The sequence below is a fragment of the Planococcus sp. CP5-4_YE genome (assembly GCF_019042655.1).
Classification (GTDB): domain Bacteria; phylum Bacillota; class Bacilli; order Bacillales_A; family Planococcaceae; genus Planococcus.
Genome location: NZ_JAHPZO010000013.1, coordinates 52,294 through 77,094, shown reverse-complemented (window position 1 = coordinate 77,094; position 24,801 = coordinate 52,294). Strand labels below are relative to the sequence as shown.

Below are 24,801 nucleotides of genomic sequence, written 5' to 3'. Positions count from 1 at the left end.
ACTACAATATTCTGTAAATTGATTGGATGTGTATACAATAATTGGATATAGTAGAGAGGAGCAGTTAATTTACAAAACATACGAGGTGGGCGAATGCTAAGGCTCTATATTACGAGGCACGGAGAAACACAGTGGAATATTGAAAAGAAAATGCAAGGATGGCAGGATTCCCCGTTGACAGCGAAAGGTATTCAAAATTCATTATGGCTAAGTGAAAGAATGGAGCCAGTCGATATAGATGTAATTTATGCGAGTCCGAGTGGCAGAGCACAACATACTGCGGAAATGGTTCGTGGAAACAAGCCAACTGAGATCGTATTTGATCCCAAGTTGAAGGAAATCAATATGGGTGAGTGGGAAGGCCATAATATATCTGTCATCAAAGAACGGGATCGAGCAAGCTTCCATGCATTTTGGAATGAACCGGCATCGTATAAGCCGAGCGGCGGTGAATCGTTCCCTGAATTGATCGAGAGAATCCGGACGGCTTTAAAAGAAATTGAAGCGAAACATTCTTCTGGTAACGTCTTGATCGTCACACATTCGGTCGTCATCAAAGCGCTATTTATGATTTTCAACGACACAGAAATCGAACACTTCTGGGCACCGCCGTATATCGAGGACACCAGCCTCACGATCGTAGAAGTGGATGATGCAGACTACCGAGTCACGTTGGAAGGCTGTACGGTACATAAAGAAAACATAGAAGAAAGAGTGAAGCTTTAAGGTCAAGCGCATTTAGAAAGGTAGATTATAAAAAAATGATTGATATTCAAGGAAGAAAAATTAAGTTGATTGAAAATACAGCAGAGAGCTTGGAGGAACTATACTTTTGGCGGTTTGAAGAAAAAGAACAGGAAGCGAAAAAGTGGAATGGGCCGTATATTCTTCAAGAACATATGAGCAAAGAACAGCACAGGGAAAAATGGCTCAATGATGAGGAGATTGCTGTGGGTGTTCCGACATCTCTTACGATTAGGGTAGACGAAAAAGTGATCGGTTACGTAGGAGCATATTGGGTGGACCAAAACACCAATTGGCTTGAAACAGGAATCGTCATCTACGATAAAAATTATTGGAACGGCGGTTACGGCCGAGAAGCCTATACATTATGGATTGATTTCCTTTTCGAATCGACGGACTTGCACAGGCTTGGAATGTCGACCTGGTCAGGCAATGAAAGAATGATGAAAGTTGCGGAAAGAATTGGAATGAAAGAAGAGGCGCGCATCCGAAAAGCGCGAATGGTAGAAGGGCAATACTTCGATGCTATCAAGATGGGAATGCTGCGAGAAGAGTGGGAAAAGTAAACACTGGCTTTCTTCAAACCGTGAAAGAAATGAATAGTTTTTAAAATGTGATGAAAGGGATGACGTGCTTGTTAATTGTCCTGCTCATAATTGGTTCATACATATTTGGAACGATAAACGGTGCATACTATATTGGCAAAATCTATTTTAGAAAAGATATTAGAGAATTAGGCAGCACTACTGCAGGGGCACGAAATGCCGGGCGCGTATTTGGCAAAGGCGCATTTATCGGTGCCATCCTGGTCGATGCGTTTAAAACGTTTCTGCCTTTAGGGATTGGTTACATGCTTGGTCTGTCACCATGGGTGCAAGCCCTGCTTGCCTTGAGTGTCCTGTTTGGACATATTTGGCCTATTCAATTGGGCGGTAAAGGCGGTAAAGGAGTGGTCGTTTATTTGGCAGCTGTTTTAATGATGGTGCCAGTCGGCCTTTTTGCCTCCTTCCTCTTGTTACTCATCGTGAAACTATTGAAAGTGAAATTGACGGGTGTAGGGTTGCTGATTTTAGTTCCAGCGCCGATTATTCTGTTCGTTCAACATGAATGGCAAGCAGCTGGCCTCTTCAGTTTGATGCTCATCATTGTGATCTTTGTCCATAAAAGGGGTGTTTCAATTGAATAGAAAAATTGCTATCTACTATAAAATTGCAGATTCAGAAGAAGAGATGGAACAAATCCACCGTTTAAATTATGAAACCTTCGTGGAGGAAATCCCTCAGCATAACAAGAGCCAAGAACAACGGCTGGTAGACCGTTTCCACGAAGAGAATACCTATTGGATTGCTAAACAAGACAACCGCTTAATCGGGATGGTAGCGCTTCGGGGTATCCGTCCATTTTCTCTAGATCAGAAGCTCGGGGCTATCGATCATTATTTGCTGGCTGATGCCAACCCATGTGAAGTTCGTTTGTTATCTGTGCGGCAAGAGTATCGCGGCAAGAGAGTTTTTTTCGGACTTCTCCAGCAAGTCGTAGCTTCCTGTTTACAGCAAGATTATAATTGCGTGCTCATTTCAGGGACAGTGAGGCAGGCACGTTTGTACCAGCATCTAGGGTTCAGGCCATTTGGTCCTTTGATCGGCACAGAAAATGCACAGTACCAGCCGATGCTTTTAACTAAAGAATATTTCACTTCTGCCGGTAAGCTTTTCGATCAACTGACTCAAGAGAACCAACAATCATTTTCAATTCGACTTTTGCCTGGGCCGGTTTCGATGCATCCCAAAGTCGAAGAAGCCTGGGCAATGCCTGCAAAGTCCCACCGTTCGGACAGCTTTTGTAAAGAATTCGCTTCTTTGCAGACGGAGCTGAAGCATTTAACAGGTGCAGCTCATGTCCAATTGGCTGTCGGAACGGGTACCCTGGCGAATGAACTGATTGCAGGACAGCTGAGCCGGCTTGGCGGAAAAGGGCTCATCCTATCGAATGGCGAATTCGGTGAACGCTTGGCAGAACAGGCAAAGCGTTGGCAATTGGATGCGCTCCATATGCGAAAGCACTGGGATGAACCGCTTGTGGTAAATGAAGTGGAAAAACTAATGAAACAGCATCCGGATATTCGCTGGCTGTGGACGGTCCATTGCGAAACGTCGACCGGTTACCTTTATCCATTAGAAGAATTAAAGTCATTGTGTAAACAACAGGAGATTCGGCTGTGCCTGGACGCTTGCAGCAGTTTCGGGACCGTCCCGTCGGATTTTTCGAATGTGTATATGGCGAGCGCTGTGAGCGGAAAAGGCCTGGGCTCTTATCCCGGCCTAGCGATAGTGTTTCATCAAGACGGTGTTCCTCCAGATACCAGCTTGCCGGCGTATCTGGACTTAGGCTTGTATGAAAAGAGTGGTACGGTGCCGTTCACCCATTCTTCGAATAGCGTCGCCGCGCTCCAAGCAGCGATCACTCATCATCGCTTTCCCGACCCGCTGCTGGCAACGGAAATCCGTAACCGGCTAATGGATGCCGGGTTGGATGCTTTAGGAGATGAACGGTACTCACCCGGCATCCTGACAATCGCCTTGCCAAGTAAAATCGACGCACGTGCTGTGGGCGATGCACTCAAAGCTAGCGGAATCGAAATCAGCTACGAGAGCGATTATTTATTGAAGCGGAACTGGATACAAATTGCTTTGATGGGAGATGTGAAACCACCAGAGGTCAAAAAAGCTACCACTGAACTCATTAAAACTCTAATGAGTGCACAACATTCTGCTAGAAAGAGCTAGTTTAATTACTGATGAAAATGGAGTTGAATTATGGCCAGCTTAAATAATGTGGTTCCATTAGAAGCGAACTTGTTAAAGAAGACATTAATAGATAAACAAGGCTGGGATAAAGAAGATGAATTGGTATTAATTAAATCAATGATGGTACATATTGGCTCCACAGACAGTGAGCTGCGCGATAAGCTGATATACGGTGCATTCTGTGATCTGGTTTTGGGAGATGAAATAGAAGCGGACATATTGAGCGAGATGCTCAAGTCTTGTTTAAACGAACAAATGCTGTTCAAAGGGATAGGGGAATCCGGAACAGACAGCGTTTTTACGAGGTCGTTCACCAGTTTGTTAATAGCGCTCATTCTGCACTCAGACAACCAGAAAGATTTTCTTTCAAGAGAGTTAATTTTCGAAGTGAAGGATCAATTAACTTCCTATATAACTCTCGAAAAAGACTTGAGGGGATTTGTCGTTGATAAAGGGTGGGCGCATAGCATAGCCCATATTGCGGATACCTTTGATGAACTTATAAAAAATAAAAAGATTACAATGGATGATCGTTTAGAGATAACAAATGCCTTATGGAATAAAGTGTTTATAGCTGACTACATATACATCCATGATGAAGAAGAAAGAATCGTGGTTCCTCTATTGGGAAGTTTAAAGCAAGGCTTGCCGCATAAAGTGATGCAAGGCTATATAGAAAGCGTGCCTTGTGACTTGGAAAAGCAAAAAGATCAACTGCCAGAAGAAAACTATTGGTATTTATATGCTAATTGTAAAAAATTCCTGAAAAGTTTTTATGTGAAGATTAATCATGAGTCTGATTTAATGCAGCTACAAAAAAGTATAGGAACTTGCCTTTTAAAGATTTAAGTGTTTTAATGCCAGTTTTAAAGTAAGTTTTGTGAATTTAAGTAAAATGGAGAAGGTGGGGCGTCAGCCATAGATCCTGTATTTGAACTTTCCATTAGAAAGATGAACGAAGAAGATTTTTCGGTAATGGCTAAGTGGCTCAGCATGAGAGAAGTACTGGAATTTTTTGGAGATGTGAATTCACCTTTCACAATCCAACAAGTGATAAAGAAATACGGGCCGAGAATTGATGGGCAGGTGCCTATCCACCCGTATATTGTGGAGCGAAATGGCGAACCTATTGGCTTTATGCAGCATTATCAATTAGCTGATCAATTAGCTGAAGAAATTCAACTAGAATATGGCTATCCGCTTGCATTAAATGTGCAGGGCATCGATCAATTCATCGGAAATCCAGCTCTTTTCAATCAAGGAATTGGGACGGTTATGGTGAAAAAATTCTTGAACCATCTTAATGCCTTATCCACGGATAGAGTGGTGTTAGATTCCGCGGTTTCCAATCTAAGAGCGATTCGTTGCTATGAAAAGTGTGGGTTTGTGAAAGTAAAGAGGATAAACAGCGGGGGAAATTGGTTGATGGAATATAGAAATAGAAAATAAATGTGCTTTTTTAAAAATAAGGAGTTTAATGATGAAGATAAAACATAAAATGAAACTCTACAAAGAACCTTTTCGGCAAATCCAATCAGGAAAGAAAACGGTGGAAGTCAGGCTATACGATCAGAAGAGAAGAAGATTAAAGCGGGGAGACACGATAGAATTTACGAAACTGCCCGGCGAAGACGAAAAACTAACGGTGAAAGTGACGAAGTTATGCACATATCCGACATTTCGGGAAATGTTTGAAGACATTCCCGCTGAGAAATTTGGGACTGTGGATAACAATATTGAAAAATGGGTGGAATCCATCCACACCCTCTATTCGCCAGCACGTGAACAGGAATGGGGCAGCTTGGCAATCGAAATCGAGCTGCTTGTTCCCTAAAACGGTGGATAAGCTGTTGAAGGAGCTGTAAGAAATGACAAAAACCATGATTATGTTTTCCACAGGCTCACTAATGTTGATGACAGGTATGTATATATCCACATACTTATCCACTTTTGCGATAGCTGTTGGTACTGCGCTTGCGGTAGCAGGTGGGTGGTTCATGGGAAGCAGCGCCTTTTTCTTGCCAAAACCTGCGAAGAAACCAAACCGGAATACTCAATCTAAGTAGAGGTGACTTATGCACATAGTTAAAAATATTGTTTTGAGCTTACTCGGTTTGTTTTTGCTGACGGCTGGATTCGCAGTTTTGCTGCTGTATTTGGATGTAGGGCAAAGCTTGGTTGCCTGGCTTGGCGCAAGTGTCTTCGTAATCGCGGGCATTGTGTTGGCGATTGTCTGGATTGCAAAAGCGGGGGATAGCAAGAAAAAAATAACGAATGCTGTCTTTCTGATAGCTTCTTCCATGTTGTTCTGGATTTTCACACTTTTTTTATTCGGTACAAATTTTCTGCTCTATGATGTCGAATATGACATGACCGAAGCAACAGAGCTGACGCCTGGAGAAAAGTTAACTTATTACCGCCGACTGATCACAGGTGATGACGGTTCCATTAATTTAGCTACACTGGATTCAAAAGAACTCAATGGAATCACCTTCTATTTTGCGCCGGGAAGCGAGCCGTTAGAAGAAATGGAACAGCTGGTGGACCTTGTGGAAACCAATCATCCGCAATTGGAGCGTGAGTTGGGCGGTGAAACCGACGCCCCAGTTTCTTTCGTTCTCTATGGAGAAAATCTCGATATGCCGATTCGGGAAACGATTCAGGCGGAGTACAGCGGGTTTTACAAAGAACATGACCAGACGATCCACTTGCCACTACCGATCGACGAGGTGTCGGCCGTTCATGAATATACGCATCATTTGTTTTACAGCATCGCGGAGGAGCGAGGGATATATAGTTCTGAAATTCCCGTATGGTTTGCGGAAGGCGTAGCTACTTATTTGTCGGAAAAAGATCAGGCACTGCCATTTGATCCGGATTACCCGATTAAATATGCTGCCTTTGAAAAACTGGAGCACCCGGGTGGCTGGGAAAATCATTTGTCCGATCCCTATAATCCTTATACTCAAAGCCGTGCTTTTGTAGAATTCTTGGTAAATGGGAAGGGAGAAGGTATTCTTCTGAGAATTTTTGCGGAAATGGAACATTCTACGTTTGAATCAAGTTTTAAAAAAGTAACCGGAAAAATTCTAGAAAATTACGAAGCTGAGTTTTTTGCTAGTTTTGAGCAGTTGAGTGATTTGTGGAAAAGGGCAGATTTGTTAGAATACCAACATGGAAAGCCGGAAGAAGCGTTGAAGATTTTTCTGGAAATTGCAGAAACCGCTCCTAATTTAGAAACGGCCAACCATCGGATTGCGAGCCTGTATAGAGAGATAGGAGACTACGACAATACGAACCTTTATCGACAGAATGAGCTGAGGCTCGTCAATCCAGAGAGCATGACAGGTTTATCAAATTCTTATAGTTACGTTACTCAGGATTTATTGTTTACAGACGTTTCCGAAGCAGTGAAATATGCAAAAATGGGTGTTGATTCAGCTGGAGAATGGGAGCGCGCTTGGAGCAAAAAGGTCTTTGCCGAAGTATCGGAGTTAGCAAACCAGGTTGAAATTGGCCAGCCACTCAAAGGCTACTACGGCGTGTTAGAAGGCGAGCATGCTGTGACTGGGGGATTCTCTCCGAGGGAAAAAGCGAACTTGATCGATGTCGTTTTAGCACGATATCCACAAGATCTCTCAGCAAACAGAACAGCATTGATCGAGTTGAAAGAACAGTTTGAAGCCGAGCTGGCAGCTCAACAATAATAAATAAGAAACGGAGCCGATCGACAAGATCAGCTCCGTTTTTTGTATTGTTTTTTATTTTGAAACCAGCTGTGCGAGGCCATCGTTGATCGGTGTTAGCGGGCGGCCAAGCACTTGTTCAAAATCGCTGTTTGCGACTTCGAGCGAACCGTTGCGGATGCTTTCCTGGATGCCGACGACGATTGGGATGGCGAAGTCCGGCACGCCGGCACCTTTCATCACCTCTGCGTATTCTTCGTCGCTTACTTGCTTCACTGAAACTGGTTTATCCAACACGTCACTAAGTGCTGAAGCTAGTTGTTCCTGTGTTAGCAAAGGACCTGAGAGTTCGTAGGTCTTGTTTTCATGGCCTCTGCCAGTCAATACAGCGACAGCTGCGTCTGCATAATCCTGCTGCAAAGCCCAGCCGACTTTTCCTTCTCCGGCCGAAGTGACCCAAGGCGCACCTGCTTCTGCAGCTTGGATGCTGCCCATTTCGTTTTCCAAATACCAATTATTGCGAAGGAAGGCGTAAGGGATGCCCGTTTTGATGATGGTGGCTTCTGTCGCTACATGCGGCGGGGCCATCAGGTTTTGGCTTTCTGTCGCATTGGCGAGGCTTGTATAGGCGATAAACTTAACGCCTGCGCGCTCAGCGGCATGAACCGCATTCTCGTGCTGGCGGATTCTTGTTTCGTTATCGCCGTCGGTTGATATGATCAATAATCGGTCAATTTCTTGAAAAGCTTGATCCAATGTTTCCGGAGCATCGAAATCACCGTGTCGAACGTCGACGCCTTGAGCACGCAGGTCTTCAGCTTTTTCGGGATTGCGGACGCTTACGGCAAGATCGCCAGCGGGTACTTGTTTCAATAAAGACGCCACCACTTTTGAGCCCAGTTTTCCTGTAGCTCCTGTTACCAAAATTTTCATCAATAATTCCTCCTGTTCATTTTATCTTGTAACTATATCGATTACATGTTTAGTTTATTCACTTGTAACCATCTTGTCAACAGGTTGGATTTAATATATTTTCAGCTTAAAATTTGATACAATTACTTGTAACCAGAACAATTACATCATGTGGCATCACAACATAAATAAGCAATGGAGGGCTCAACATGTCAATCAGCAGCCGATTCGCCGTCGGAATCCATATACTGGCGTTAATCGATTTGAATAAAGAAACCGCCTCTTCTTCTGAATTTCTCGCAGGCAGCGTCAACACTAACGCAGCAGTCATCAGAAAGATCATGGGCATGCTGAAAAAAGCAGGATTAATCGAAGTGCAGCCAGGAGTGGCGGGCGCTAAATTGTCGAGAGAGCTATCGGAAATCACGCTGTTCGATATTTACAAGGCAGTGAACGTAGTCGAGGAAAACGAATTATTTAGTATCCATGACAAGCCGCACCCTGATTGTGTAGTCGGCAAAAACATTCAAAGCACCATCGAGCCAATCTTCATGGCCGCCCAGTCGGCGATGGAAAAAGTGTTCCAGAACTTAACGCTTGAAGACATCGTGAAAGATATTGAAGCGAAAGAACATATTCAGTGAAAAGACATTCCATGTGGATGTCTTTTTTTATTGGAGAATGTCTTAAGAAATTTAGGAAAGACACAACATTCAATTATTTTAAATAATTTGTGGGAATTATTGGTATAATAATCTTTGGAATATGAAGGAGTAGTGAATCATGAAAAATCGAATCAAAGAAACCTTCAATAATCTTGCTGGCGCATATGAACATTCGACAGACACACAGAATTTATACAATAGTGAGTACGAAAGACCGGCCATGCTTGCCCAGTTGCCTGAGGACTTGAGCGGAAAAAGAATATTGGACGCCGGGTGCGCAGCAGGGTGGTACACAGGACAATTGGTGGGTAGAGGAGCCCAGGTAAGCGCAGTGGATATGAGTCCAGAAATGGCTGCGGCTGCAAAAAGGCGTATAGGAGAGAGAGCGGAAGTCATGTGTTTGGATTTGGCGGATGCTTTGCCTTTCGAAGAAGGAATGTTCGATTACATCGTCAGTTCGTTGACGCTGCATTACATCGAAGACTGGGAGTTCACATTCAAAGAGTTCCGCCGCATATTAAAACCTGGAGGCGAGTTGCTGTTCTCGGTCCATCATCCGTTCACCGATATTAAGTTGTCACGTGATATGGAATACTTCTCAACTGAATTGATCGTGGACACATGGAAAAAGGAAGGAAAAGTCTATGAAGTCCCGTTTTTCAGAAGGCCGCTTGGCGATATCTTAACAAAAACGCTTCAGCATTTTTCGGTGGCAGATATCATTGAACCGAAGCCGACACAAAAGTTCAAAGAGCTGGACGCGGTGAGGTACGGACGTTTGATGAAAGCGCCAAACTTTTTGATTGTAAAAGCAGTTAACCAATAAGGTTCTAAGCAATCAGCTCAGCGGAAAGGGGAAGTAGGATGGACAAAAAACTAAAAGGGTGGAAAGATCCAGCGGTTCTCTTGCTGTCACTTGGAATCGCAGGCATCGGGGACTTCATCTATTTAGTAGCGATCAATATCATCGTTTATCAAATGACGGGATCGGCTGCGGCTGTCGCTGGGTTGTGGATTGTAGGGCCGATCGTCAATATCCTGACGAAGCTTTGGACAGGCAGTTTCATCGATTACCGAAGCAAGAAATCGGTTATCATCTTTACTTACCTGTTAAGGGCTGGATTCATTGCGCTGATTCCGCTGGCTCCTGATGTTCTCGTCATTTACATTATTTTGGTTTTCCTGAGCATTGCGAAATCCTTTTTCGGCCCTTCTTCCGTGACGTATATTACGATGCTGGTGTCAAAAGAGAAGCGGAAACGGTTCAACTCGATTCAGTCGTTTACGTCTTCCGGTGCTTTCATTATCGGCCCGTCAATCGGCGGCGTACTGATTCTTAGCAGTGCGGTCGAGACGACCTTGTGGATCAATGCCCTACTCTTTGTGCTGTCCGCGTTATTGGTCGTACAGCTTCCGAAACTGGAAGACATCGACCGTGCATCCATCCCATCGTTGACCGTTTCCCAAGTGATCAGCGATTTTAAGGTCGTGAAGGATTTCATCGCGCGAAATAAATACATCACTTTCGTTTATCTGGGCTTCACCACTGTCCTTATCTTTTCTTTCGCAATGGATGCGCAGGAAGTGGTCTTTACCCAGCAAGTGATCGGCTTGTCGGAACTCGACTACAGCTTATTGATCAGCCTCACCGGCATAGGTTCGGTGAGCGGAGGCCTATTGCTATCGGCATTTTCCGCTAAAATCTCTATCAGATCGATGATGGTGTATGGCTTGATCTTAACGACAATTGGCTACGTGGTCTATGCGTTTTCTTGGTCCTTCATTTCGGTCATGATTGGCTTTTTGATTTTAGGTTTTTTCATCGTCTTCATGAACGCCGGCATTGCGACTTTTTATCAAAACAATATTCCCGTGGCGTTGATGGGGCGCATCACAAGCATCTTCCAGCTGTTTCAAAGTACCTTGCAAATCGTTTTTCTGTTGGGAATCGGCCTTCTTGCGGATTTCATTTCACTAAGGATTACGATTGGCGCTTTAGCAGTAATTATGCTTGCAGGAGCTGTCATGTTGGCGTTCTTTGTCACGAAACCAGGAAAAGCCGAGTTTTTTGAAGAAGAGAAAGACTTGGAAGAGGAAGTGTATGTTCAGTGAAGGGTTGGTTGCGTTGGTAGTCTTTGAATAAAATCTTGAAAAATTGAAGGAGGATGAAAAATGCCACATCTCTATACAGATAGGTTAGAGTTGATGACTTTCACGACAGACATGATGCAAGCCGCGACTTCGACTAGGGACGAGCTGGAACGGGCAACAGGCTATCCGGTAGCTAGTGGGTACCCAAGCGAAACCTATAAAGAAATTCTTCCCTACAAAATTCAGCGGTACCGGCATTTCCCAGAGGAAAACGAATGGGAAGGGCTCATTATCCATAAGCAAGACCAGCGCGTCATCGGGGATATGGGCTTCCGGCGAAGCACCGACAATCCAAAAGAAATCGAATTGGGCTATAGCATCGTTCCCGCTTATGAAGGCCATGGCTATGCGACGGAAATGGCCAAAGCAATTGTTGAATGGGGGCTTAAGATAGAGGGAATTGAGCGCATTATTGCGAGCTGCGACCCTAATAATGCAGGATCGGCCAGGGTTTTGGAAAAAGCGGGCTTCACTAGCTTGGGTGAGCGTGAAGGGAAAATGTACTGGTCAACATGAAGGATTCCGGAATCGAGAGGTGAAAAAAGGATGGATTATACTTTTCAAGCGATGACGCAGGAGCAAGCGGAAAATATTGCGGCAAACTGGCGTTACCAAGGAGAATATTCCTTTTATGATATGGAGGCAGACCCGGAGGATTTAGAGGAGTTTTTGGATCCTGAAAAGCGCGAGGGTGTGTATTTTGTGGTTCTTTCCCGCAATGAACTCATCGGATTTTACAGCTTTCAACGACCCGATAAGGATACGGTGGATATCGGGCTGGGAATGAAACCGGAGTTGACCGGTAAAGGCAACGGTGCGGCATTCTTGGCGGCGGGCTTGCGGTTCGCCGAAACAAGGTACCGCCCGAAAAACATTACTTTATCAGTAGCGGCGTTCAATCAACGGGCCATAAGCTTATATGAAAAGCTTGGATTTAGAAAAGTGGAATCTTTTGTTCAGGCGACAAACGGCGGGCAATACGATTTTGTGAAGATGGCGTACAAGGGGTGAGTGTGTGCTGGAAATCAATTCGGGTGTAATGGATTCTTCTGTAAAGACCTTGTTATCCTACGCTACTTCTTCCACTAAAGTGAAAGCTGAGTATGAAAAATACTTCTCTCTTCCAAACTTTAAATTATACGGGATGGCCGTGGACGAAAAATTCTTCGCTTGCATCGGAATTGAGTTTCTGGAGAAAGACGTTTGTGAAATCAGGCATCTAAGTGTCTCCTCAGAAATAAGAGGGCAGAATATCGGGAGTGAAATGATCGATTTCATCTGCCGGTTCTATCCGTTCCATCAAATAATCGCCGAGACCGATCAACAAGCAGTGGAGTTTTATAGAAAATATGGATTCTCGATAAGCAGTTTAGGCGAGAAGTACCCGGGAGTTGAACGATTCCGCTGTGTATATCAAGTGAAACGCTAGAGCCGCGTCTTTAAAAGGAGAGCTTTCTGATGAGTTATGAATGGGGAAATTGCCCGCAAGAATTACAGCGCTTTGTACTCGATTCGGTAGAAGGAATGGTCAACATTCTGGAACAACAGCCTGTAGGCGTTTACCTGCACGGTTCTCTGGCGATGGGCGGGTTCAACCCGAACAGAAGTGATATAGACCTGATCGTGGTGACCAAGCTGCCTTTATCCAGTCGGCAAAAGCGGGAATTGGTTCGCTTTTTGTTGGAACGATCCAGCAAGCCATTCCCAATCGAAATCAGTTCTCTCACCCTTTCGCAAGTCGAGAACTGGAGTTACCCGACACCTTACGACTTTCATTTTAGCGAGTTTTGGCGTGCACGCTATGAGGCCGAACTACGGAATGGGACAGCTCTCTATTTGAACGGCGAAGAAAAGACCGATGTCGATTTGGCTGCACATTTCATGATTTTAAAACATCGTGGCATTTGCTTGGCGGGTGGTCCGATTCAAGAAACTTTTCCGAGTATCCCTCAGCAGGACTACCTGGCCTCTATTATGGAAGACTATGAAGAATGCGTGGAAAAGATACACGAAAAGCCGATGTATTGCACATTGAATTTAGTTCGTGTGTATTGGTATATAAAAGAAGGTAAAATTTGTTCAAAGCAAGAAGCCGGTAAGTGGGGGCAAGAAAGTTTACCGGAACAGTTCACGGAGCTTATTCAGCAAGCAGCGGAAGCTTATCGAACGGATCGTCCGGGAGGTGCTTTTGTGCAAGAGGATTTATCGGCAGTGCGAGACTATTTGCGAGATGAAATCGAGCTCCTACTTAACGCTACAAATTAAATAGCCTTTTCGAAATCCCTCCTATTATTAAGGTGGGATTTTTCATTGCCGGATAACGGAACGACTGTTTGAGGGGGCATAATAATTCAAATACACATTGACAAAATACCGATATATTATTATATTTACAAGAGTGAAATTGAGAATCATTATCAGCGCTTGAAATAAGAGAGGAATACACTAGCTATGAAAATACATAATAACAAAAAGAACCTATTTTTAGCGCTGGCCGCTTGTGCAGCGCTTACGTTGAGCGCCTGCTCAGATGACAATGCCTCGGGTTCGGCTGATGCAGAAAGCGATAACCCAAATGCCATTACAATGTCTTGGCCGCGTGATATCGGCCCGATGAATCCGCATGTCTACAATCCGTCACAATTGATCACGCAATCGATGATTTACGAGCCACTTGTCAGCTACGAAGAAGGCGGAGAAGTGAAACCCCACCTCGCCGAGTCTTGGACAGTGTCGGAAGACGGCCGTGAGTATACGTTCAAGCTGCGCGAAGGCGTCCAGTTTACAGATGGTTCTTCACTCACTTCAGAAGTGGTCAAAAAGAATTTTGATGCAGTCCTGGCAAATAAAAATTCCCACAGCTGGCTTGGCGTCATCAATGTCCTCGATAAGATTGAGGTCGTGGATGAACTGACATTCAAAATGGTGCTGACACAAGCCTATTATCCGGCTTTGCAGGATTTAGCGGTTGTTCGCCCGGTACGGATGCTTGGTGAAGCGGGCTTTCCGGAAGATGGCGATACATCCAAAGGAATCACGGAAGCAGTAGGGACTGGCCCTTGGGTTTTGGACGAATATAAAACAGATGAATATGCGGTTTTCAAACGCAATCCCGATTACTGGGGAGAAAGCCCGGAATTAGAAGAAGTGACCATCAAAATCATTCCGGATGCAGAAACGCGCGTCCTTGCTTTTGAAAAAGGCGAGCTTGACCTGATTTACGGGGAAGGCGTCGTCAGCATGGATTCGTTTAATTATTTGAAAGAAACCGGGGAATACACGACTGATTTATCCGATCCGGTGGCAACGAGAACGATGCTCGTCAATTCGACGAGCGAAAAGCTGTCCGATTTGAATGTGCGCTTGGCACTCCATCATGGATTCAATAAACAAGCGATGGTCGAAGGCATCACGCTTGGCCTTGAAGAAAAAGCGGATTCGATTCTGTCATCCAACTTCCCTTATGCACAAGAAGACATCGAAGCAGTCGAATACGACGTGGAAAAAGCGGCTTCTTATTTGGACGAAGCTGGTTGGAAACTGGAGTCCGGCGGCGCTATCCGTGAAAAAGACGGGCAGCCACTCGAACTGGAATTGATCTACGACAAGACCGACCCGATTCAAAAAGCAATGGCCGAAACGCTTCAAGCCGAATGGTTAGCGATCGGCGTCAAACTAGAAATTGCAGGATTGGAATTGACCGAGCAAATCGAGCGCCGCAAAGCGGGCAACTTTGATTTGGATTTCTGGTATAACTACGGGGCGCCTTATGACCCGCATTCCATGATCAATGTCGTTGCCGAAGACGGCTGGGGAGTGGCAGAAGCGCATTCCAATTTGCCGATGAAATCAGAACTCGACGAGCAGGTGCGTGAAGCGCTGGCCTCTACCGACGAAACGAAACGCCAGGAATTGTATGGTTCTATTTTAAATACCTTGCAAGAACAATCGGTCTTCATCCCGATTTCTTATATGAAAAAGACGGTGGCTTATCAAAACGATATCGAGTCGTTTGAGTTTCCGGCCAACCGCGACGAGCATCCATTCAACGATATTTCAGTAAGCGAGTAACAACAGGAGGGCAATCCAATGGTCATCTATCTCATAAAACGGCTTTTTGCGGTTGTTCCAATCATTCTTTTTGCGATTTTCTTGATGTTTGTGTTGGTGCGCTTGTCGCCGGTGGATCCGGCACAAGCATACCTGGCGGCTTCCAATATTCACCCGACAGAAGAATTGCTGGCTGAAAAGCGTCAGGAATTCGGCTTGGACCGGCCGCTGATTGTCCAATATTTCCAGACGGTCGCTGATATCGTGCGCTTTGATTTCGGCAACTCTTACGTAACGAACACGCCAGTATGGCAAGAAATCACGACGCGGCTGCCAGCAACGCTTCAACTGGCCTTAAGCAGTATTTTAGTCGCCATCATTGTAAGTGTGCCGCTCGGATTTTTATCAGCGGTCTATAAGAACAGCTGGCTGGATCATTTCAGCCGGCTGCTTTCCTATTTAGGCGCATCGATTCCGCAGTTCTGGCTTGGCTATGTATTGATCTTCTTCTTTGCTGTCAAACTGGATTTGTTTCCGGTTGAGGGCAGGGGGACGTGGCAGCATTTCGTGTTGCCGAGCATCACGCTGTCACTTGCTTTGATCGCCATTTATACGCGACTGTTGCGGGCCAGCGTGCTGGAGGAATTGGAAGAAGCCTATGTGTTATACGGCAGAACACGCGGATTAAAAGAAAAAGGCATCATGGTGAAACACGTATTGAGAATTTCCATTTCGCCGATGCTGACAGGCCTTGGGATGAATTTGGGGAAATTGCTCACAGGGACGATCATTGTTGAGCAAGTCTTTTCCTGGCCGGGCTTCGGGCGATTTTTCATTGAAGCCATTTTTAACCGGGATATTCCGGTGATCCAAAGCTATGTTGTGCTTGCGGCATGCTTGTTTATCGTCTGCAATTTGATCGTGGATGTCATCCAGCTGTATTTGGATCCGCGCATTTCACGAGAAGGAAGGGCGCAATTTTGATGGCACGTATACGAACTGCATTAAAAGGCAAATGGCCATTCGCGATTTGCTCAGGCATTTTGGTGGTGTTCTTCCTCGTCAGCATCCTGGCGCCGTGGATCGCCCCGAATGATCCGATACAAGTAAACTTGGCACTTAAGCTCATGCCGCCGTCTCTCGAATATCCGCTCGGCACGGATCAGCTCGGACGCTGCAACTTGTCCCGGTTGTTGTACGGTGCCCGTGTTTCGCTCGGTTTTGCGACTTTGATCTTTGTGGCATCGCTCGGCATCGGGCTTGTCGTTGGAACTTTATCAGGCTACCGCGGCGGCTGGATTGACGCGCTTTTGATGCGCTTTTGCGACGGCGTCATGGCTTTTCCGAATTTAGTATTGGTATTAGGAATCGTCGGCCTTCTTGGGCCCGGGCTATGGCAAGTGGTCGTGGCATTGATGATGGTGCAGTGGGTGTATTACGCCCGCATGATCCGCGGCATGGTCGTCTCGATGAAAGAACAGAACTTCATCACAGCGGCGCGCATCAGCGGGTCGTCCAATTGGAAAATCATCAGGCGCCATCTCGTGCCGAATGTGCTGCCGCCGATCATGGTCATGGGCACACTTGAGATGGGCTGGGCCATCATGGACATTTCGGCGCTATCGTTTCTTGGGCTCGGCATCCAGCCGCCTACGCCGGAATGGGGCGCAATGATTCACGAAGGCACCAGCTTTATGAGAAGCAATCCGGAACTGATGCTGTATCCGGGCTTGATGATTTTGTTCGTAGTGATTTCGTTCAATGTAATTGGTGAATCGTTATCAGAGCAGTTTGGCGTCAAACGGCGCTACTGAAAAGGAGAAGACGTATGCATACACAACCGAATGTCCTGCAAGTCGACAACTTGAATATCGCTGCTAAATCCAGTCGAGGGGCTCTTCCTTTAGTACGGAACGTGAATTTGGAATTAAAACCGGGCAAGGTGCTCGGGCTGATCGGGGAAAGCGGAAGCGGCAAAACGGTCACTTCCATGGCTTTGATGCAATTATTGAGTCAGCGGTCAATGCACGTGCAAGGAAGCATCCAACTGCATGGCCAAGAGCTGAATGGCTTGCCCGCACAAGCAATGCGCAATATTCGCGGCAAAGACATCGGCTTTATCATGCAAAATCCCATGAACGCCTTTACGCCCGTCTACACAATTGGCAATCAATTTGTCGAAACAATCCGTACGCATACGGGACTCGGAAAAAAACAAGCAGTCGAATTAGCAATCGCTTCGCTGGAGAGCATGAATTTAGAAGAACCGGCTAAACTGATGAAAAAATATCCGTTTCAATTGAGCGGCGGCATGCTGCAACGTGTCATGATCGCGATCTCCATGTCTTTGCGACCCGCTGTTGTCATTGCAGATGAACCCACCACCGCACTCGATGTAACCAATCAGCTGCAAGTATTGAATGAGCTGGACCGGTTGCGGACAGAATGCGGGACAGCGATTTTACTCATTTCCCATGACTTGGGCGTGATTTCACAGCTGGCGGATGAAGTCGCGGTCATGCGACACGGAGAAATCGTCGAGCAAGCAGAAGTCTGCGAATTGTTCGATCGCCCGCAGCATGAATACACGAAGAATTTGCTGCAGGCGAGGCCTATGTTATCGGGCAACGAAGCCTTGAACCGGCTCGTCATCTAACTCGTGACTGAAAGAAGGAGGAAGCCATAGATGACTTTATTGGAAGTTAAGGATATTACCCATTCCTACGGTGCCTCCCGCTCTTTCTGGCGCAAGCAGGACGTGAAGCCCGTTCTTTCCGGGATCTCATTATCGATAGAAGAAGGGACGTGCCTGGGACTGCTTGGATCAAGCGGAGCCGGAAAAAGTACGCTCGGAAAAGTCATTCTGGGGCTTGAAAAGCCGCAAAAAGGACAGGTGATTTTTCAAGGGCAGGATGTATATGCCATGGACGCCAAAAGCCGCCAGCAAATGCGCAGGAATTTACAAGTGGTGTTCCAGGATAGCTATTCTTCCGTAAACCCGCGCCTGACGGCTGAGAAAATTATTGCAGAACCCTTAGAAAATTACGAAAAGCTGTCTGCCGGTGAACAGAACCGGGCCATTGCAAGTTTGTTGGAGCAGGTTGGGCTTAGCAGCAGCGACATGAAAAAATACCCGCGCGAATTCAGCGGTGGGCAATTGCAGCGCATCAATATTGCAAGAGCCCTTGCGTTAAAGCCGAAGATGATTGTGTTGGACGAATCCGTCAGTAGTTTGGACATGGTAACCCAAACGACTATTTTGGACTTATTGCAGGACTTGAAAAAGATGCACGGCCTTTCTTATCTATTTATCACACACGATATCCGAGCTGCCTATTCCATCTCAGATGCGATGGCGATTATGCACAAGGGTCAAATAGCCGAAGTGTTCCATAATAAGGATGAGGTGTTTACTTCTCAGCAACCTGCAGTGAAGAGCCTGGTGGACTCGATGCTGCCTGAGCATCCTCGCTACCGCAATGCGGCTGCGCCAACAGAAGCCAAGAAACTTTTCTCAAGATGAACCAGTAAAAGATCTTAGAAAAGTTCTGAGCGAGTGGAGGGGATGGATATGAAGAAAGTGAAATTGGTTGCACATGAAGATGAATTTTGCGAAAAAATTTTCCGTTTGTCCTCGGTGCCGGCGGTGAAAGACGCTTTAGGGTTGCCGGATGGGACACTCGATGACACGATTCGCTTCAGCCGTCTGGTGAGAGAAGAAGAAAAGTCAGGCACAAGAGTACCGCGAGTCATTTTAAACGAGCACAACCAATTGGTCGGCCTGACGGATTTGATGTTTATCGACGACGCCAAAAAATCTTGCCATATCGGGACATGGATCGGGCAAGAATATTGGGGGCAAGGGTTTAACGAAGCGTCCAAGGTCGAGATGTTGAAAATCGCTTTTGAAGAACTGGGGTTATCAAACGTATTCGCAGGAGCGCGAACGGTGAACATCCGTTCTCAAAAAGCACAGGAAAAATTGCCTTTTATCAGCCTGCATGTAGAAGCCGAATTTCCGGAAGAACATCAGGCGCTCGAGAACAAGGAAAAACAGCCATGCGTTTTACATGTTTTTCAGAAAGAAGATTTTGAAGCGTATCTCGCGAGCCTAAACATAAAGGAAGAATGACAAAAACACCAGCGGCCGCCGGTGTTTTTTAATGTGGCTCCACATGCACATGGACAGCCGAAATATCATAGCGTTTCATGAGTTTGACTTCTACTTTGGTCGAGATATCGTGTGCGACAGCAATGTCCAAATCGCCAGGCACCAAAACGGTGACATCGACGACGGCCCGGTTGCCGTAATTTCTAGCGCGGATTTCGCGAACTTCAGTGACGCCTTGTGTGGTGAGTGCAGTTTCTTTGAACGATTTGATGAGTTCTTCGTCAAAGCCGTCCGTCAGTTCGTGGGTTGCTTCCCAAAAGATGCCCCAGCCGGTTTTGACGATCAATACACCGACAAGAAGAGCCGCAAGCGGGTCAAGCCACGGCAGATAAAACTGCGCGCCGACAATTCCGACGACGGCTGCGATGCTGACCCAAGCATCGGATAAATTGTCTTTGGCTGCTGCAGCCACAGCTTTGCTATTGATGCGTTCAGCTAGCTTTTTGTTATATCGATATACCAAATACATCACGATAGTAGAAAATCCTGCGGTCCAGGCCGAAAGCAGCCCAGGCGTTTCGCTGGTCCCTTGGAAAACCGACACGACGGCTGAGTAAGTAACTTGCAGCCCGACTGCGACGATGATGAATGAGGCCACCAAAGAAGCCACGGTCTCTGCCCGCCAATGCCCATAAGGATGGTTGGCGTCTGCCGGCTTTTGGGATAATTTCAAGCCGATCAAAACTGCCGTTGATGCAACGATATCCGTGACATTGTTCAAGCCGTCCGCTTTTAACGCTTCCGACCCAGCCAGGTAGCCAACCCATAATTTAATGATGGATAAAATAATATATGTAGCAATGCTGAGCATCGCGCCCCGCTCGCCTAATTTCAGATTGTCGAATCGTTCTTGTTCCACTGAAAATTCCCCCGTCCTGCAAGTACTTGAGTAGGATACCATCCGTAAATCGAGTGTGTCTACGGCAAAGTTTTTTCAGTATAGCAACTGAAAAGGGGTGAGGAAAGAAAGTTTCTGAAGGGAAAACGAATGAATATTTAGCCAATGGAACTTTGGGTATAAAGGGAGTAGCGAACAATGCCACAAACCAGAAAGCGGGGCGGACAGTTATGTGCACAGCGATAAGTTTCGAAACGAAAGACCATTATTTTGGCCGAAATCTCGATTTAGATATTTCCTATAACGAAATGGTCACCATCACGCCACGGAATTTTCATTTTCGTTTCCGTAAAGCCCAGGACATGATGAGTCATTACGCCTTGATCGGCATGGCTGCGGTCATCGACCATTATCCTTTATACTACGACGCCACCAATGAAAAGGGCTTGAGCATGGCGGGGTTGAATTTCCCGGGAAATGCCCGTTTCCATGTAGAGGATCCGGACAAAGACAATATCGCGCCTTTTGAATTCATTCCGTGGATTTTAGGCCAATGTGAAACGGTCGAGGAAGCAAAAATGCTGTTGTGGAAACTGAATTTGGCGGATATTCCTTTCAGTGAACAGCTGCCGCTCGCGCCGCTTCACTGGATGATTTCCGATCAGCAGCAGTCGATCGTCGTGGAGTCTGTAAAAGAAGGGCTGAAAGTTTACGATAATCCAGCAGGCGTGCTAGCGAATAATCCCGAATTCGGCTACCATTTGTTCAATTTGAACCAGTATTTATCGGTGACAGCTTCCGCCCCTGACAATCGCTTTTCGAAACAATTAGACCTCAAGCCATACAGCCTTGGGATGGGCGGCATCGGCTTGCCGGGGGATTTGTCCTCGACCTCGCGTTTTGTGAGGGCGACATTCGCCAAATTCAACTCGGCATCCGGCAGCAGTGAAGCTGACAGTGTCGGGCAGTTTTTTCATATCCTGAATTCGGTGGCGCAGCTGAAAGGGCTCAATGCGCTAGAGGACGGGAAATTCGAATACACTTTGTACTCTTCCTGCTGCAATATGGACAAGGGGATTTACTATTACACAACGTACGACAATAGCCAGATTACGGCGGTGGATATGCACGCCGAAGATTTGGACAGCGCACAACTCGTCTCTTATCCGCTCATTTCGAGCCAGCAGTTCCGTTTCGTCAATTGAAAACAGCGCCTGGAAGAATGCGTTCTTCCGGCGCTGTTTTTCGTTAGCGGACGTCGAGTATATCGTTGAAAATCAAGCCTTTGCCGTCGATATCGATAATCTTCAAGCGCTTGGTTTCTTTGACGAAAATACTCTTGAATTCATCTCCGTCTTTATTCAATAGCAATACACGTTCACCGGAATTGTCAGAGACGAGTTCCGCTTCCAATGAGTCGCTGCCGATTTCTTTATCGATCACGGTAAACTCCGGCAAGGATTTCAAATCCTGCAATTTAGAGTTTTCGGCGGATGCGTCTTGTATGGCGGTAAATGATTGTTCGGTTTCTGTGGCGGCTTCATTGCCGGCATCTGCTTGTTCTCCGCTGCAAGCAGCGAGGGCAGTGGCCATGAGCGCAATCAGTGGTTTATGCATGTGTTTCAAACCCCTTTCAAATTCGTTTCCAGAAAAGCCTCAGCTAGTCATGCTGGTGAAGTCGGGCGCTGTCGGGTTGGCGATGTAATGGCCGCCTTCCACTTGAATCGTTTGGCCGGTGATGAATTTGGATTCATCGGAAGCGAGGAACAGCACTGTGTTCCCGATATCGTCCGCTTCGCCGTGATAAGGAAGGGCGTTGTATTTCTCGAAAATCGCCAGCACTTCCGGTGATAGATTATTTTTAGCGGCAGGCGTCAAAATTAAGCCGGGTGCGACGCCGTTGCAGCGGATTTTGTCTTTGCCGTATTGGGCAGCGATATAGCGCGTCAAGTTGATGACTGCGGCTTTCGAGGCCCCGTATGCCGAGCGGATGGCATCTCCTGTGAAGCCGGCCATCGATGCGGTGTTGATGATCGAGCCGCCGCCCGCTTCGATCATATGGGGAATGGCGAAACGGCTGCCGAGCAACACGCTTTTGACGTTGACGTTCATGAGGCGATCCCATTCGTCCAAATCGATGTGGACAACATCCAGGTCTTTTTGGAGGTTGGTGAGGCCGACATTATTGAATAAGATATGAAGGCTTCCATAATGTTCAACAGTGAAGTCAACCGCGTCCCGAATCGATTGTTCTTGTGCGGCGTCGAGGAAAACGCTCATCGCTTCAAATCCTTGTTTTTGGATAGAAGCCGCGGCTTGCTTGGCGCCTTCTACGTTGTAATCCGCAATGACCACGCTTGCGCCTTGTTGTGCCAATAAGGTTGCGGCGGAAAGCCCGATGCCTGAAGCACCTCCAGTGATCAATGCGACTTTTCCTTGAACTCGATTCATTTGTATTCCTTCTCTCTGTTTGTTCGTTTTGCTTTTAAACCGTTTAAGATTTTTTCATTGAGCGCTAAATATTGGGCGATTTCATCTGCATCCAGCACCTCGAACAGCTCCATATGCTGTTGTTGGCCAAGCGTTTGCGCTTCTTTCAGCACCTTCCTGCCTTCTTCGGTGATGTCCAGCAGTACTTGCCGGCGATCCTGATCGTTCGAACGGCGGACAGCGAGGCCCATTTTCACCAGCTTGCCGGCGATATTGGTCATCGCGCCTCCAGTAAACCCGAGCAGTTCCGCGAGCTTCATCTGGTTTTGTGCGCCGTTTCGCTCGAGTTCGCCGAGCACGAGAATAGGGGAGACTCCGACATTATGCGGAAAGGCATCATTCCACACGATGATGGATTCATTTGTCACGGCTTCGACAGTGTGAATCAATTTAAAAAGGTTGTTGGTATCCATAACTCGTACACTCCTGTTTAATCAAAAGATTAGATTCTATATAAATATACTTTAACACTAAACTATTTAATGTTAAATGATTAATCTTACAGACTAAGTTGCTTTTATTTTATAAAACGGGAGGAATGAGGCTGGATGAATGGGAATTAATGTTAATATAAAAAGAAAGAAATTCACGTTGATTCAAAGCGATTTGTAAAAGGAGAAATGGAGATGCAGTATTTTATCGGAATTTCACCACCTGCAGACTATACAAACCAAGTGAGTCAATTCAGGAAGCAGTGGCCGGATAACAGGATTGATGAGATAGTTGAACCGCATATTACCTTGAAAGCACAAGGCGGCTTAACACCTGATGAGAGCTGGCTTGAAAATGTGCGGAAAGCGTGCGAGAAAACGAATCGTTTTAGAGCAACTATTGGCGGAACGGCGTTTTTCGGGGAAGAAATTCTGTATTTACAAGTTGAATCGCAGGGGCTGAAAAAATTGCATGAACGGCTTGTTGAACTAATTGAACCAACGGATGAAATGATCGCGCAGTATTTCGAACTTGATCAATTCATTCCCCATCTGACTCTGGCAAAAACGAGTTACGGATTGTCGGCACAGCAGCTAAAAGAGATGGCGCAGCTTGCTAGTGAAGCGCTCGATAGTTGCTGGTTTGAGGTTGATTCTATTCGGGTCTACCAGGAAAACGGCACTGGGGTCTATAGGAAATACATTGACATACCAGTAGGCTAACACCAAAGCTGACCAAAACATGATAGGAGAATGAGGCAAATATGTTCAAATCATATGTGGCGGCAACCGAAAAGTATCAGGGCTTCATCATCGCCTTCAACTGCTTGATCGTCCTTATCATTTCATGGGGCAATAATTGGGTCCTGACATGGATCATGGTGGCAGGCGTCATCATTTGCCCATTGATTGGCATTTCGGATTTGAAGAAAGCTCGTGCACAGCAAAAATAGAATGTAAAGTGTATATAACTTAGAAAAGTCCCGCTGCGAAGAAGCAGCGGGACTTTCTGTTTTCAATCAGACAATCTAAAAGTTGGAACGCCTCAATTAACCCGTTTTTCCATAGCGTATATTCCTAATAGAAGAACAACGATGAGAGAGTTCATCACTAACGCCCAGGAAGTCAACGGCGCCGCTTTTTCAGTGCCGGCGTTCGAGAATAAGTAAGCACCTAGTGAAATAGTGCATATCGCCACTATGGCCAAGATGATTTTTAACAACACGATAGCTTTCTTCATCAATAACGCCTCGCAAGGAAAACCCATGAGGTGAACAAAGTGCTGATCATCAATGCGGTTAAAAGGGTAATAGCGTCACTCGCGGTTAAGTAGATGATGTTAAATTCAAGCAACGAATTGAGTGCGAAAGAGTAGAATAAAAAAGCAAGAAATGAAAAGAACATGCCTTTTTGACGGATCAGCTGCATCCGTTCATCTTTTTGGGCAAATTGTGGATACAGGTAACTTAAACTAAACGCCATGATAGACATGGAGAGGATCATATAGGTTTCCGATAGCGGAGCGCTATTGTCCATGAATGCTGCGAGGAGTAAAAACCCTCCCATCAGAAAAAATAATGAGCCTAACGCTGAAAATGCGATCCGGTAACTGATAACAATTCCTCCTTATTGATTTGACAATTCAATCCGATTCTTCTTCTAAAAAGAAGATGTTCTCGACGGGGGTAGTGAAAATTCGGCCCATCTGCAGGGCAAGGGGCAAGGAAGGATTATAGCGCCCTTTTTCGATTGAAATGATCGTCTGTCTCGAGACGCCCAGTTTTTTTGCGAGCTGGTCTTGTGAAAAACCGTGTGTCTCCCGCAATTCCTTTAATTTATTATCCACTCTATCACGT

Annotated in this window: 32 protein-coding genes; 25 read left to right on the top strand and 7 right to left on the bottom strand. The window is 46.0% G+C overall.

Going from position 1 to position 24,801, the window contains the following annotated elements; translation table 11 throughout:
- The first annotated feature begins 93 nt into the window (after nt 1-93).
- The 9 genes from KTG14_RS13965 (at nt 94) to KTG14_RS13925 (ending at nt 7,258) form a co-directional block, all read left to right on the top strand.
- On the top strand, nt 94-726 hold the full coding sequence (locus KTG14_RS13965; protein WP_216971502.1) for a histidine phosphatase family protein: 633 nt from the start codon (nt 94-96) through the stop codon (nt 724-726).
- A 35-nt stretch (nt 727-761) separates the two neighbouring features.
- The gene (locus KTG14_RS13960; RefSeq protein ID WP_216971501.1) at nt 762-1,310 is read left to right on the top strand and encodes a GNAT family N-acetyltransferase; all 549 of its coding nucleotides are present in this window, start codon (nt 762-764) and stop codon (nt 1,308-1,310) included.
- Between the two features lie 68 nt (nt 1,311-1,378).
- The gene (locus KTG14_RS13955) at nt 1,379-1,930 is read left to right on the top strand and encodes a glycerol-3-phosphate acyltransferase (RefSeq protein WP_216971500.1); all 552 of its coding nucleotides are present in this window, start codon (nt 1,379-1,381) and stop codon (nt 1,928-1,930) included.
- Nucleotides 1,923-3,530 carry a GNAT family N-acetyltransferase gene (locus KTG14_RS13950; protein WP_254178180.1) on the top strand — a complete coding sequence of 536 codons (1,608 nt, stop codon included), beginning with the start codon at nt 1,923-1,925 and terminating at the stop codon, nt 3,528-3,530. Before KTG14_RS13955 ends, KTG14_RS13950 begins: the two co-directional genes overlap by 8 nt.
- Before the next feature lie 30 nt (nt 3,531-3,560).
- Nucleotides 3,561-4,400, top strand: coding sequence for a DUF2785 domain-containing protein (locus tag KTG14_RS13945; RefSeq protein ID WP_216971499.1), 840 nt, complete (start codon nt 3,561-3,563; stop codon nt 4,398-4,400).
- A gap of 69 nt (nt 4,401-4,469) precedes the next feature.
- On the top strand, nt 4,470-5,000 hold the full coding sequence (locus tag KTG14_RS13940; protein ID WP_367948942.1) for a GNAT family N-acetyltransferase: 531 nt from the start codon (nt 4,470-4,472) through the stop codon (nt 4,998-5,000).
- A 31-nt stretch (nt 5,001-5,031) separates the two neighbouring features.
- A complete protein-coding gene (locus KTG14_RS13935; protein ID WP_216971497.1) occupies nt 5,032-5,385 on the top strand; it encodes an ASCH domain-containing protein in 354 nt (117 codons plus the stop codon).
- A gap of 34 nt (nt 5,386-5,419) precedes the next feature.
- The gene (locus KTG14_RS13930) at nt 5,420-5,617 is read left to right on the top strand and encodes a hypothetical protein (RefSeq protein WP_216971496.1); all 198 of its coding nucleotides are present in this window, start codon (nt 5,420-5,422) and stop codon (nt 5,615-5,617) included.
- 9 nt (nt 5,618-5,626) lie between these two features.
- Complete coding sequence (locus KTG14_RS13925; RefSeq protein WP_216971495.1) at nt 5,627-7,258, top strand: hypothetical protein; 1,632 nt, start codon at nt 5,627-5,629, stop codon at nt 7,256-7,258.
- A gap of 54 nt (nt 7,259-7,312) precedes the next feature.
- Here KTG14_RS13925 and KTG14_RS13920 read toward each other — a convergent pair whose 3' ends face one another.
- Nucleotides 7,313-8,170 carry an SDR family oxidoreductase gene (locus KTG14_RS13920; protein ID WP_216971494.1) on the bottom strand — a complete coding sequence of 286 codons (858 nt, stop codon included), beginning with the start codon at nt 8,168-8,170 and terminating at the stop codon, nt 7,313-7,315.
- Nucleotides 8,171-8,358: 188 nt separating this feature from the next.
- Between KTG14_RS13920 and KTG14_RS13915 the strand changes: the two genes are divergently transcribed.
- From KTG14_RS13915 to KTG14_RS13855, 13 genes are all read left to right on the top strand, one after another.
- On the top strand, nt 8,359-8,793 hold the full coding sequence (locus tag KTG14_RS13915; protein ID WP_216971493.1) for an Rrf2 family transcriptional regulator: 435 nt from the start codon (nt 8,359-8,361) through the stop codon (nt 8,791-8,793).
- Nucleotides 8,794-8,932: 139 nt separating this feature from the next.
- The gene (locus KTG14_RS13910; protein WP_216971492.1) at nt 8,933-9,640 is read left to right on the top strand and encodes a class I SAM-dependent methyltransferase; all 708 of its coding nucleotides are present in this window, start codon (nt 8,933-8,935) and stop codon (nt 9,638-9,640) included.
- A 38-nt stretch (nt 9,641-9,678) separates the two neighbouring features.
- A complete protein-coding gene (locus tag KTG14_RS13905) occupies nt 9,679-10,926 on the top strand; it encodes an MFS transporter (protein ID WP_216971491.1) in 1,248 nt (415 codons plus the stop codon).
- A gap of 60 nt (nt 10,927-10,986) precedes the next feature.
- Nucleotides 10,987-11,481, top strand: coding sequence for a GNAT family N-acetyltransferase (locus KTG14_RS13900; RefSeq protein WP_216971490.1), 495 nt, complete (start codon nt 10,987-10,989; stop codon nt 11,479-11,481).
- A gap of 30 nt (nt 11,482-11,511) precedes the next feature.
- Entirely contained in the window at nt 11,512-11,976 is a 465-nt protein-coding gene (locus KTG14_RS13895; protein WP_216971489.1) for a GNAT family N-acetyltransferase, read from the top strand.
- A 4-nt stretch (nt 11,977-11,980) separates the two neighbouring features.
- Nucleotides 11,981-12,394 carry a GNAT family N-acetyltransferase gene (locus KTG14_RS13890; RefSeq protein WP_308462022.1) on the top strand — a complete coding sequence of 138 codons (414 nt, stop codon included), beginning with the start codon at nt 11,981-11,983 and terminating at the stop codon, nt 12,392-12,394.
- Between the two features lie 29 nt (nt 12,395-12,423).
- Entirely contained in the window at nt 12,424-13,230 is an 807-nt protein-coding gene (locus tag KTG14_RS13885; protein ID WP_254178178.1) for an aminoglycoside adenylyltransferase domain-containing protein, read from the top strand.
- A 186-nt stretch (nt 13,231-13,416) separates the two neighbouring features.
- Nucleotides 13,417-15,036 (top strand): nickel ABC transporter substrate-binding protein, encoded by a 1,620-nt coding sequence (gene nikA / locus KTG14_RS13880; protein ID WP_216971488.1) that lies wholly within the window; start codon nt 13,417-13,419, stop codon nt 15,034-15,036.
- 18 nt (nt 15,037-15,054) lie between these two features.
- Nucleotides 15,055-15,999: a nickel ABC transporter permease subunit NikB gene (nikB, locus tag KTG14_RS13875; RefSeq protein ID WP_216971487.1), complete on the top strand. Its 945-nt coding sequence runs from the start codon at nt 15,055-15,057 to the stop codon at nt 15,997-15,999.
- A complete protein-coding gene (gene nikC, locus KTG14_RS13870; RefSeq protein ID WP_374939904.1) occupies nt 15,996-16,829 on the top strand; it encodes a nickel ABC transporter permease subunit NikC in 834 nt (277 codons plus the stop codon). Before nikB ends, nikC begins: the two co-directional genes overlap by 4 nt.
- A gap of 14 nt (nt 16,830-16,843) precedes the next feature.
- Nucleotides 16,844-17,671, top strand: a complete 828-nt coding sequence (locus tag KTG14_RS13865) for an ABC transporter ATP-binding protein (protein ID WP_216971485.1) — start codon at nt 16,844-16,846, stop codon at nt 17,669-17,671.
- 30 nt (nt 17,672-17,701) lie between these two features.
- The gene (gene nikE, locus KTG14_RS13860; RefSeq protein WP_216971484.1) at nt 17,702-18,538 is read left to right on the top strand and encodes a nickel import ATP-binding protein NikE; all 837 of its coding nucleotides are present in this window, start codon (nt 17,702-17,704) and stop codon (nt 18,536-18,538) included.
- A 48-nt stretch (nt 18,539-18,586) separates the two neighbouring features.
- The gene (locus tag KTG14_RS13855) at nt 18,587-19,147 is read left to right on the top strand and encodes a GNAT family N-acetyltransferase (protein WP_216971483.1); all 561 of its coding nucleotides are present in this window, start codon (nt 18,587-18,589) and stop codon (nt 19,145-19,147) included.
- A 28-nt stretch (nt 19,148-19,175) separates the two neighbouring features.
- Here KTG14_RS13855 and KTG14_RS13850 read toward each other — a convergent pair whose 3' ends face one another.
- Entirely contained in the window at nt 19,176-20,045 is an 870-nt protein-coding gene (locus KTG14_RS13850; protein WP_308462023.1) for a cation diffusion facilitator family transporter, read from the bottom strand.
- Between the two features lie 209 nt (nt 20,046-20,254).
- Here KTG14_RS13850 and bsh point away from each other — a divergent pair, with 209 nt between their 5' ends.
- Nucleotides 20,255-21,229, top strand: coding sequence for a choloylglycine hydrolase (gene bsh, locus KTG14_RS13845; RefSeq protein WP_216971481.1), 975 nt, complete (start codon nt 20,255-20,257; stop codon nt 21,227-21,229).
- Between the two features lie 43 nt (nt 21,230-21,272).
- Here the strand turns inward: bsh and KTG14_RS13840 are convergent, their stop codons facing one another.
- Genes KTG14_RS13840 through KTG14_RS13830 form a run of 3 tightly spaced genes read right to left on the bottom strand, consistent with a single transcriptional unit; the run spans nt 21,273 to nt 22,927 of the window.
- Nucleotides 21,273-21,641, bottom strand: a complete 369-nt coding sequence (locus KTG14_RS13840) for a hypothetical protein (RefSeq protein WP_216971480.1) — start codon at nt 21,639-21,641, stop codon at nt 21,273-21,275.
- Between the two features lie 39 nt (nt 21,642-21,680).
- Nucleotides 21,681-22,475: an SDR family NAD(P)-dependent oxidoreductase gene (locus KTG14_RS13835; protein WP_216971479.1), complete on the bottom strand. Its 795-nt coding sequence runs from the start codon at nt 22,473-22,475 to the stop codon at nt 21,681-21,683.
- A complete protein-coding gene (locus tag KTG14_RS13830) occupies nt 22,472-22,927 on the bottom strand; it encodes a MarR family winged helix-turn-helix transcriptional regulator (protein ID WP_216971478.1) in 456 nt (151 codons plus the stop codon). Before KTG14_RS13830 ends, KTG14_RS13835 begins: the two co-directional genes overlap by 4 nt.
- A 213-nt stretch (nt 22,928-23,140) precedes the next feature.
- Between KTG14_RS13830 and KTG14_RS13825 the strand changes: the two genes are divergently transcribed.
- On the top strand, nt 23,141-23,668 hold the full coding sequence (locus KTG14_RS13825) for a 2'-5' RNA ligase family protein (protein ID WP_216971477.1): 528 nt from the start codon (nt 23,141-23,143) through the stop codon (nt 23,666-23,668).
- Between the two features lie 41 nt (nt 23,669-23,709).
- Nucleotides 23,710-23,898, top strand: a complete 189-nt coding sequence (locus tag KTG14_RS13820) for a hypothetical protein (RefSeq protein WP_216971476.1) — start codon at nt 23,710-23,712, stop codon at nt 23,896-23,898.
- Between the two features lie 286 nt (nt 23,899-24,184).
- Here KTG14_RS13820 and KTG14_RS13815 read toward each other — a convergent pair whose 3' ends face one another.
- Nucleotides 24,185-24,481, bottom strand: coding sequence for a permease (locus KTG14_RS13815; RefSeq protein WP_254178177.1), 297 nt, complete (start codon nt 24,479-24,481; stop codon nt 24,185-24,187).
- A 106-nt stretch (nt 24,482-24,587) separates the two neighbouring features.
- Nucleotides 24,588-24,791 carry a helix-turn-helix transcriptional regulator gene (locus tag KTG14_RS13810; RefSeq protein ID WP_216971474.1) on the bottom strand — a complete coding sequence of 68 codons (204 nt, stop codon included), beginning with the start codon at nt 24,789-24,791 and terminating at the stop codon, nt 24,588-24,590.
- Between the last annotated feature and the right edge of the window lie 10 nt (nt 24,792-24,801).

What these genes read in the sequence shown, in the direction of transcription:
- KTG14_RS13965 (WP_216971502.1), top strand. Translation starts at nt 94, where the DNA reads ATGCTAAGGCTCTATATTACGAGGCACGGAGAAACACAGTGGAATATT.
- KTG14_RS13960 (WP_216971501.1), top strand. Translation starts at nt 762, where the DNA reads ATGATTGATATTCAAGGAAGAAAAATTAAGTTGATTGAAAATACAGCA.
- KTG14_RS13945 (WP_216971499.1), top strand. Translation starts at nt 3,561, where the DNA reads ATGGCCAGCTTAAATAATGTGGTTCCATTAGAAGCGAACTTGTTAAAG.
- KTG14_RS13935 (WP_216971497.1), top strand. Translation starts at nt 5,032, where the DNA reads ATGAAGATAAAACATAAAATGAAACTCTACAAAGAACCTTTTCGGCAA.
- KTG14_RS13930 (WP_216971496.1), top strand. Translation starts at nt 5,420, where the DNA reads ATGACAAAAACCATGATTATGTTTTCCACAGGCTCACTAATGTTGATG.
- KTG14_RS13925 (WP_216971495.1), top strand. Translation starts at nt 5,627, where the DNA reads ATGCACATAGTTAAAAATATTGTTTTGAGCTTACTCGGTTTGTTTTTG.
- KTG14_RS13920 (WP_216971494.1), bottom strand. Translation starts at nt 8,170, where the DNA reads ATGAAAATTTTGGTAACAGGAGCTACAGGAAAACTGGGCTCAAAAGTG.
- KTG14_RS13915 (WP_216971493.1), top strand. Translation starts at nt 8,359, where the DNA reads ATGTCAATCAGCAGCCGATTCGCCGTCGGAATCCATATACTGGCGTTA.
- KTG14_RS13910 (WP_216971492.1), top strand. Translation starts at nt 8,933, where the DNA reads ATGAAAAATCGAATCAAAGAAACCTTCAATAATCTTGCTGGCGCATAT.
- KTG14_RS13905 (WP_216971491.1), top strand. Translation starts at nt 9,679, where the DNA reads ATGGACAAAAAACTAAAAGGGTGGAAAGATCCAGCGGTTCTCTTGCTG.
- KTG14_RS13900 (WP_216971490.1), top strand. Translation starts at nt 10,987, where the DNA reads ATGCCACATCTCTATACAGATAGGTTAGAGTTGATGACTTTCACGACA.
- KTG14_RS13895 (WP_216971489.1), top strand. Translation starts at nt 11,512, where the DNA reads ATGGATTATACTTTTCAAGCGATGACGCAGGAGCAAGCGGAAAATATT.
- KTG14_RS13885 (WP_254178178.1), top strand. Translation starts at nt 12,424, where the DNA reads ATGAGTTATGAATGGGGAAATTGCCCGCAAGAATTACAGCGCTTTGTA.
- nikA (WP_216971488.1), top strand. Translation starts at nt 13,417, where the DNA reads ATGAAAATACATAATAACAAAAAGAACCTATTTTTAGCGCTGGCCGCT.
- nikB (WP_216971487.1), top strand. Translation starts at nt 15,055, where the DNA reads ATGGTCATCTATCTCATAAAACGGCTTTTTGCGGTTGTTCCAATCATT.
- KTG14_RS13865 (WP_216971485.1), top strand. Translation starts at nt 16,844, where the DNA reads ATGCATACACAACCGAATGTCCTGCAAGTCGACAACTTGAATATCGCT.
- nikE (WP_216971484.1), top strand. Translation starts at nt 17,702, where the DNA reads ATGACTTTATTGGAAGTTAAGGATATTACCCATTCCTACGGTGCCTCC.
- KTG14_RS13855 (WP_216971483.1), top strand. Translation starts at nt 18,587, where the DNA reads ATGAAGAAAGTGAAATTGGTTGCACATGAAGATGAATTTTGCGAAAAA.
- bsh (WP_216971481.1), top strand. Translation starts at nt 20,255, where the DNA reads ATGTGCACAGCGATAAGTTTCGAAACGAAAGACCATTATTTTGGCCGA.
- KTG14_RS13840 (WP_216971480.1), bottom strand. Translation starts at nt 21,641, where the DNA reads ATGCATAAACCACTGATTGCGCTCATGGCCACTGCCCTCGCTGCTTGC.
- KTG14_RS13835 (WP_216971479.1), bottom strand. Translation starts at nt 22,475, where the DNA reads ATGAATCGAGTTCAAGGAAAAGTCGCATTGATCACTGGAGGTGCTTCA.
- KTG14_RS13830 (WP_216971478.1), bottom strand. Translation starts at nt 22,927, where the DNA reads ATGGATACCAACAACCTTTTTAAATTGATTCACACTGTCGAAGCCGTG.
- KTG14_RS13825 (WP_216971477.1), top strand. Translation starts at nt 23,141, where the DNA reads ATGCAGTATTTTATCGGAATTTCACCACCTGCAGACTATACAAACCAA.
- KTG14_RS13820 (WP_216971476.1), top strand. Translation starts at nt 23,710, where the DNA reads ATGTTCAAATCATATGTGGCGGCAACCGAAAAGTATCAGGGCTTCATC.
- KTG14_RS13815 (WP_254178177.1), bottom strand. Translation starts at nt 24,481, where the DNA reads ATGGACAATAGCGCTCCGCTATCGGAAACCTATATGATCCTCTCCATG.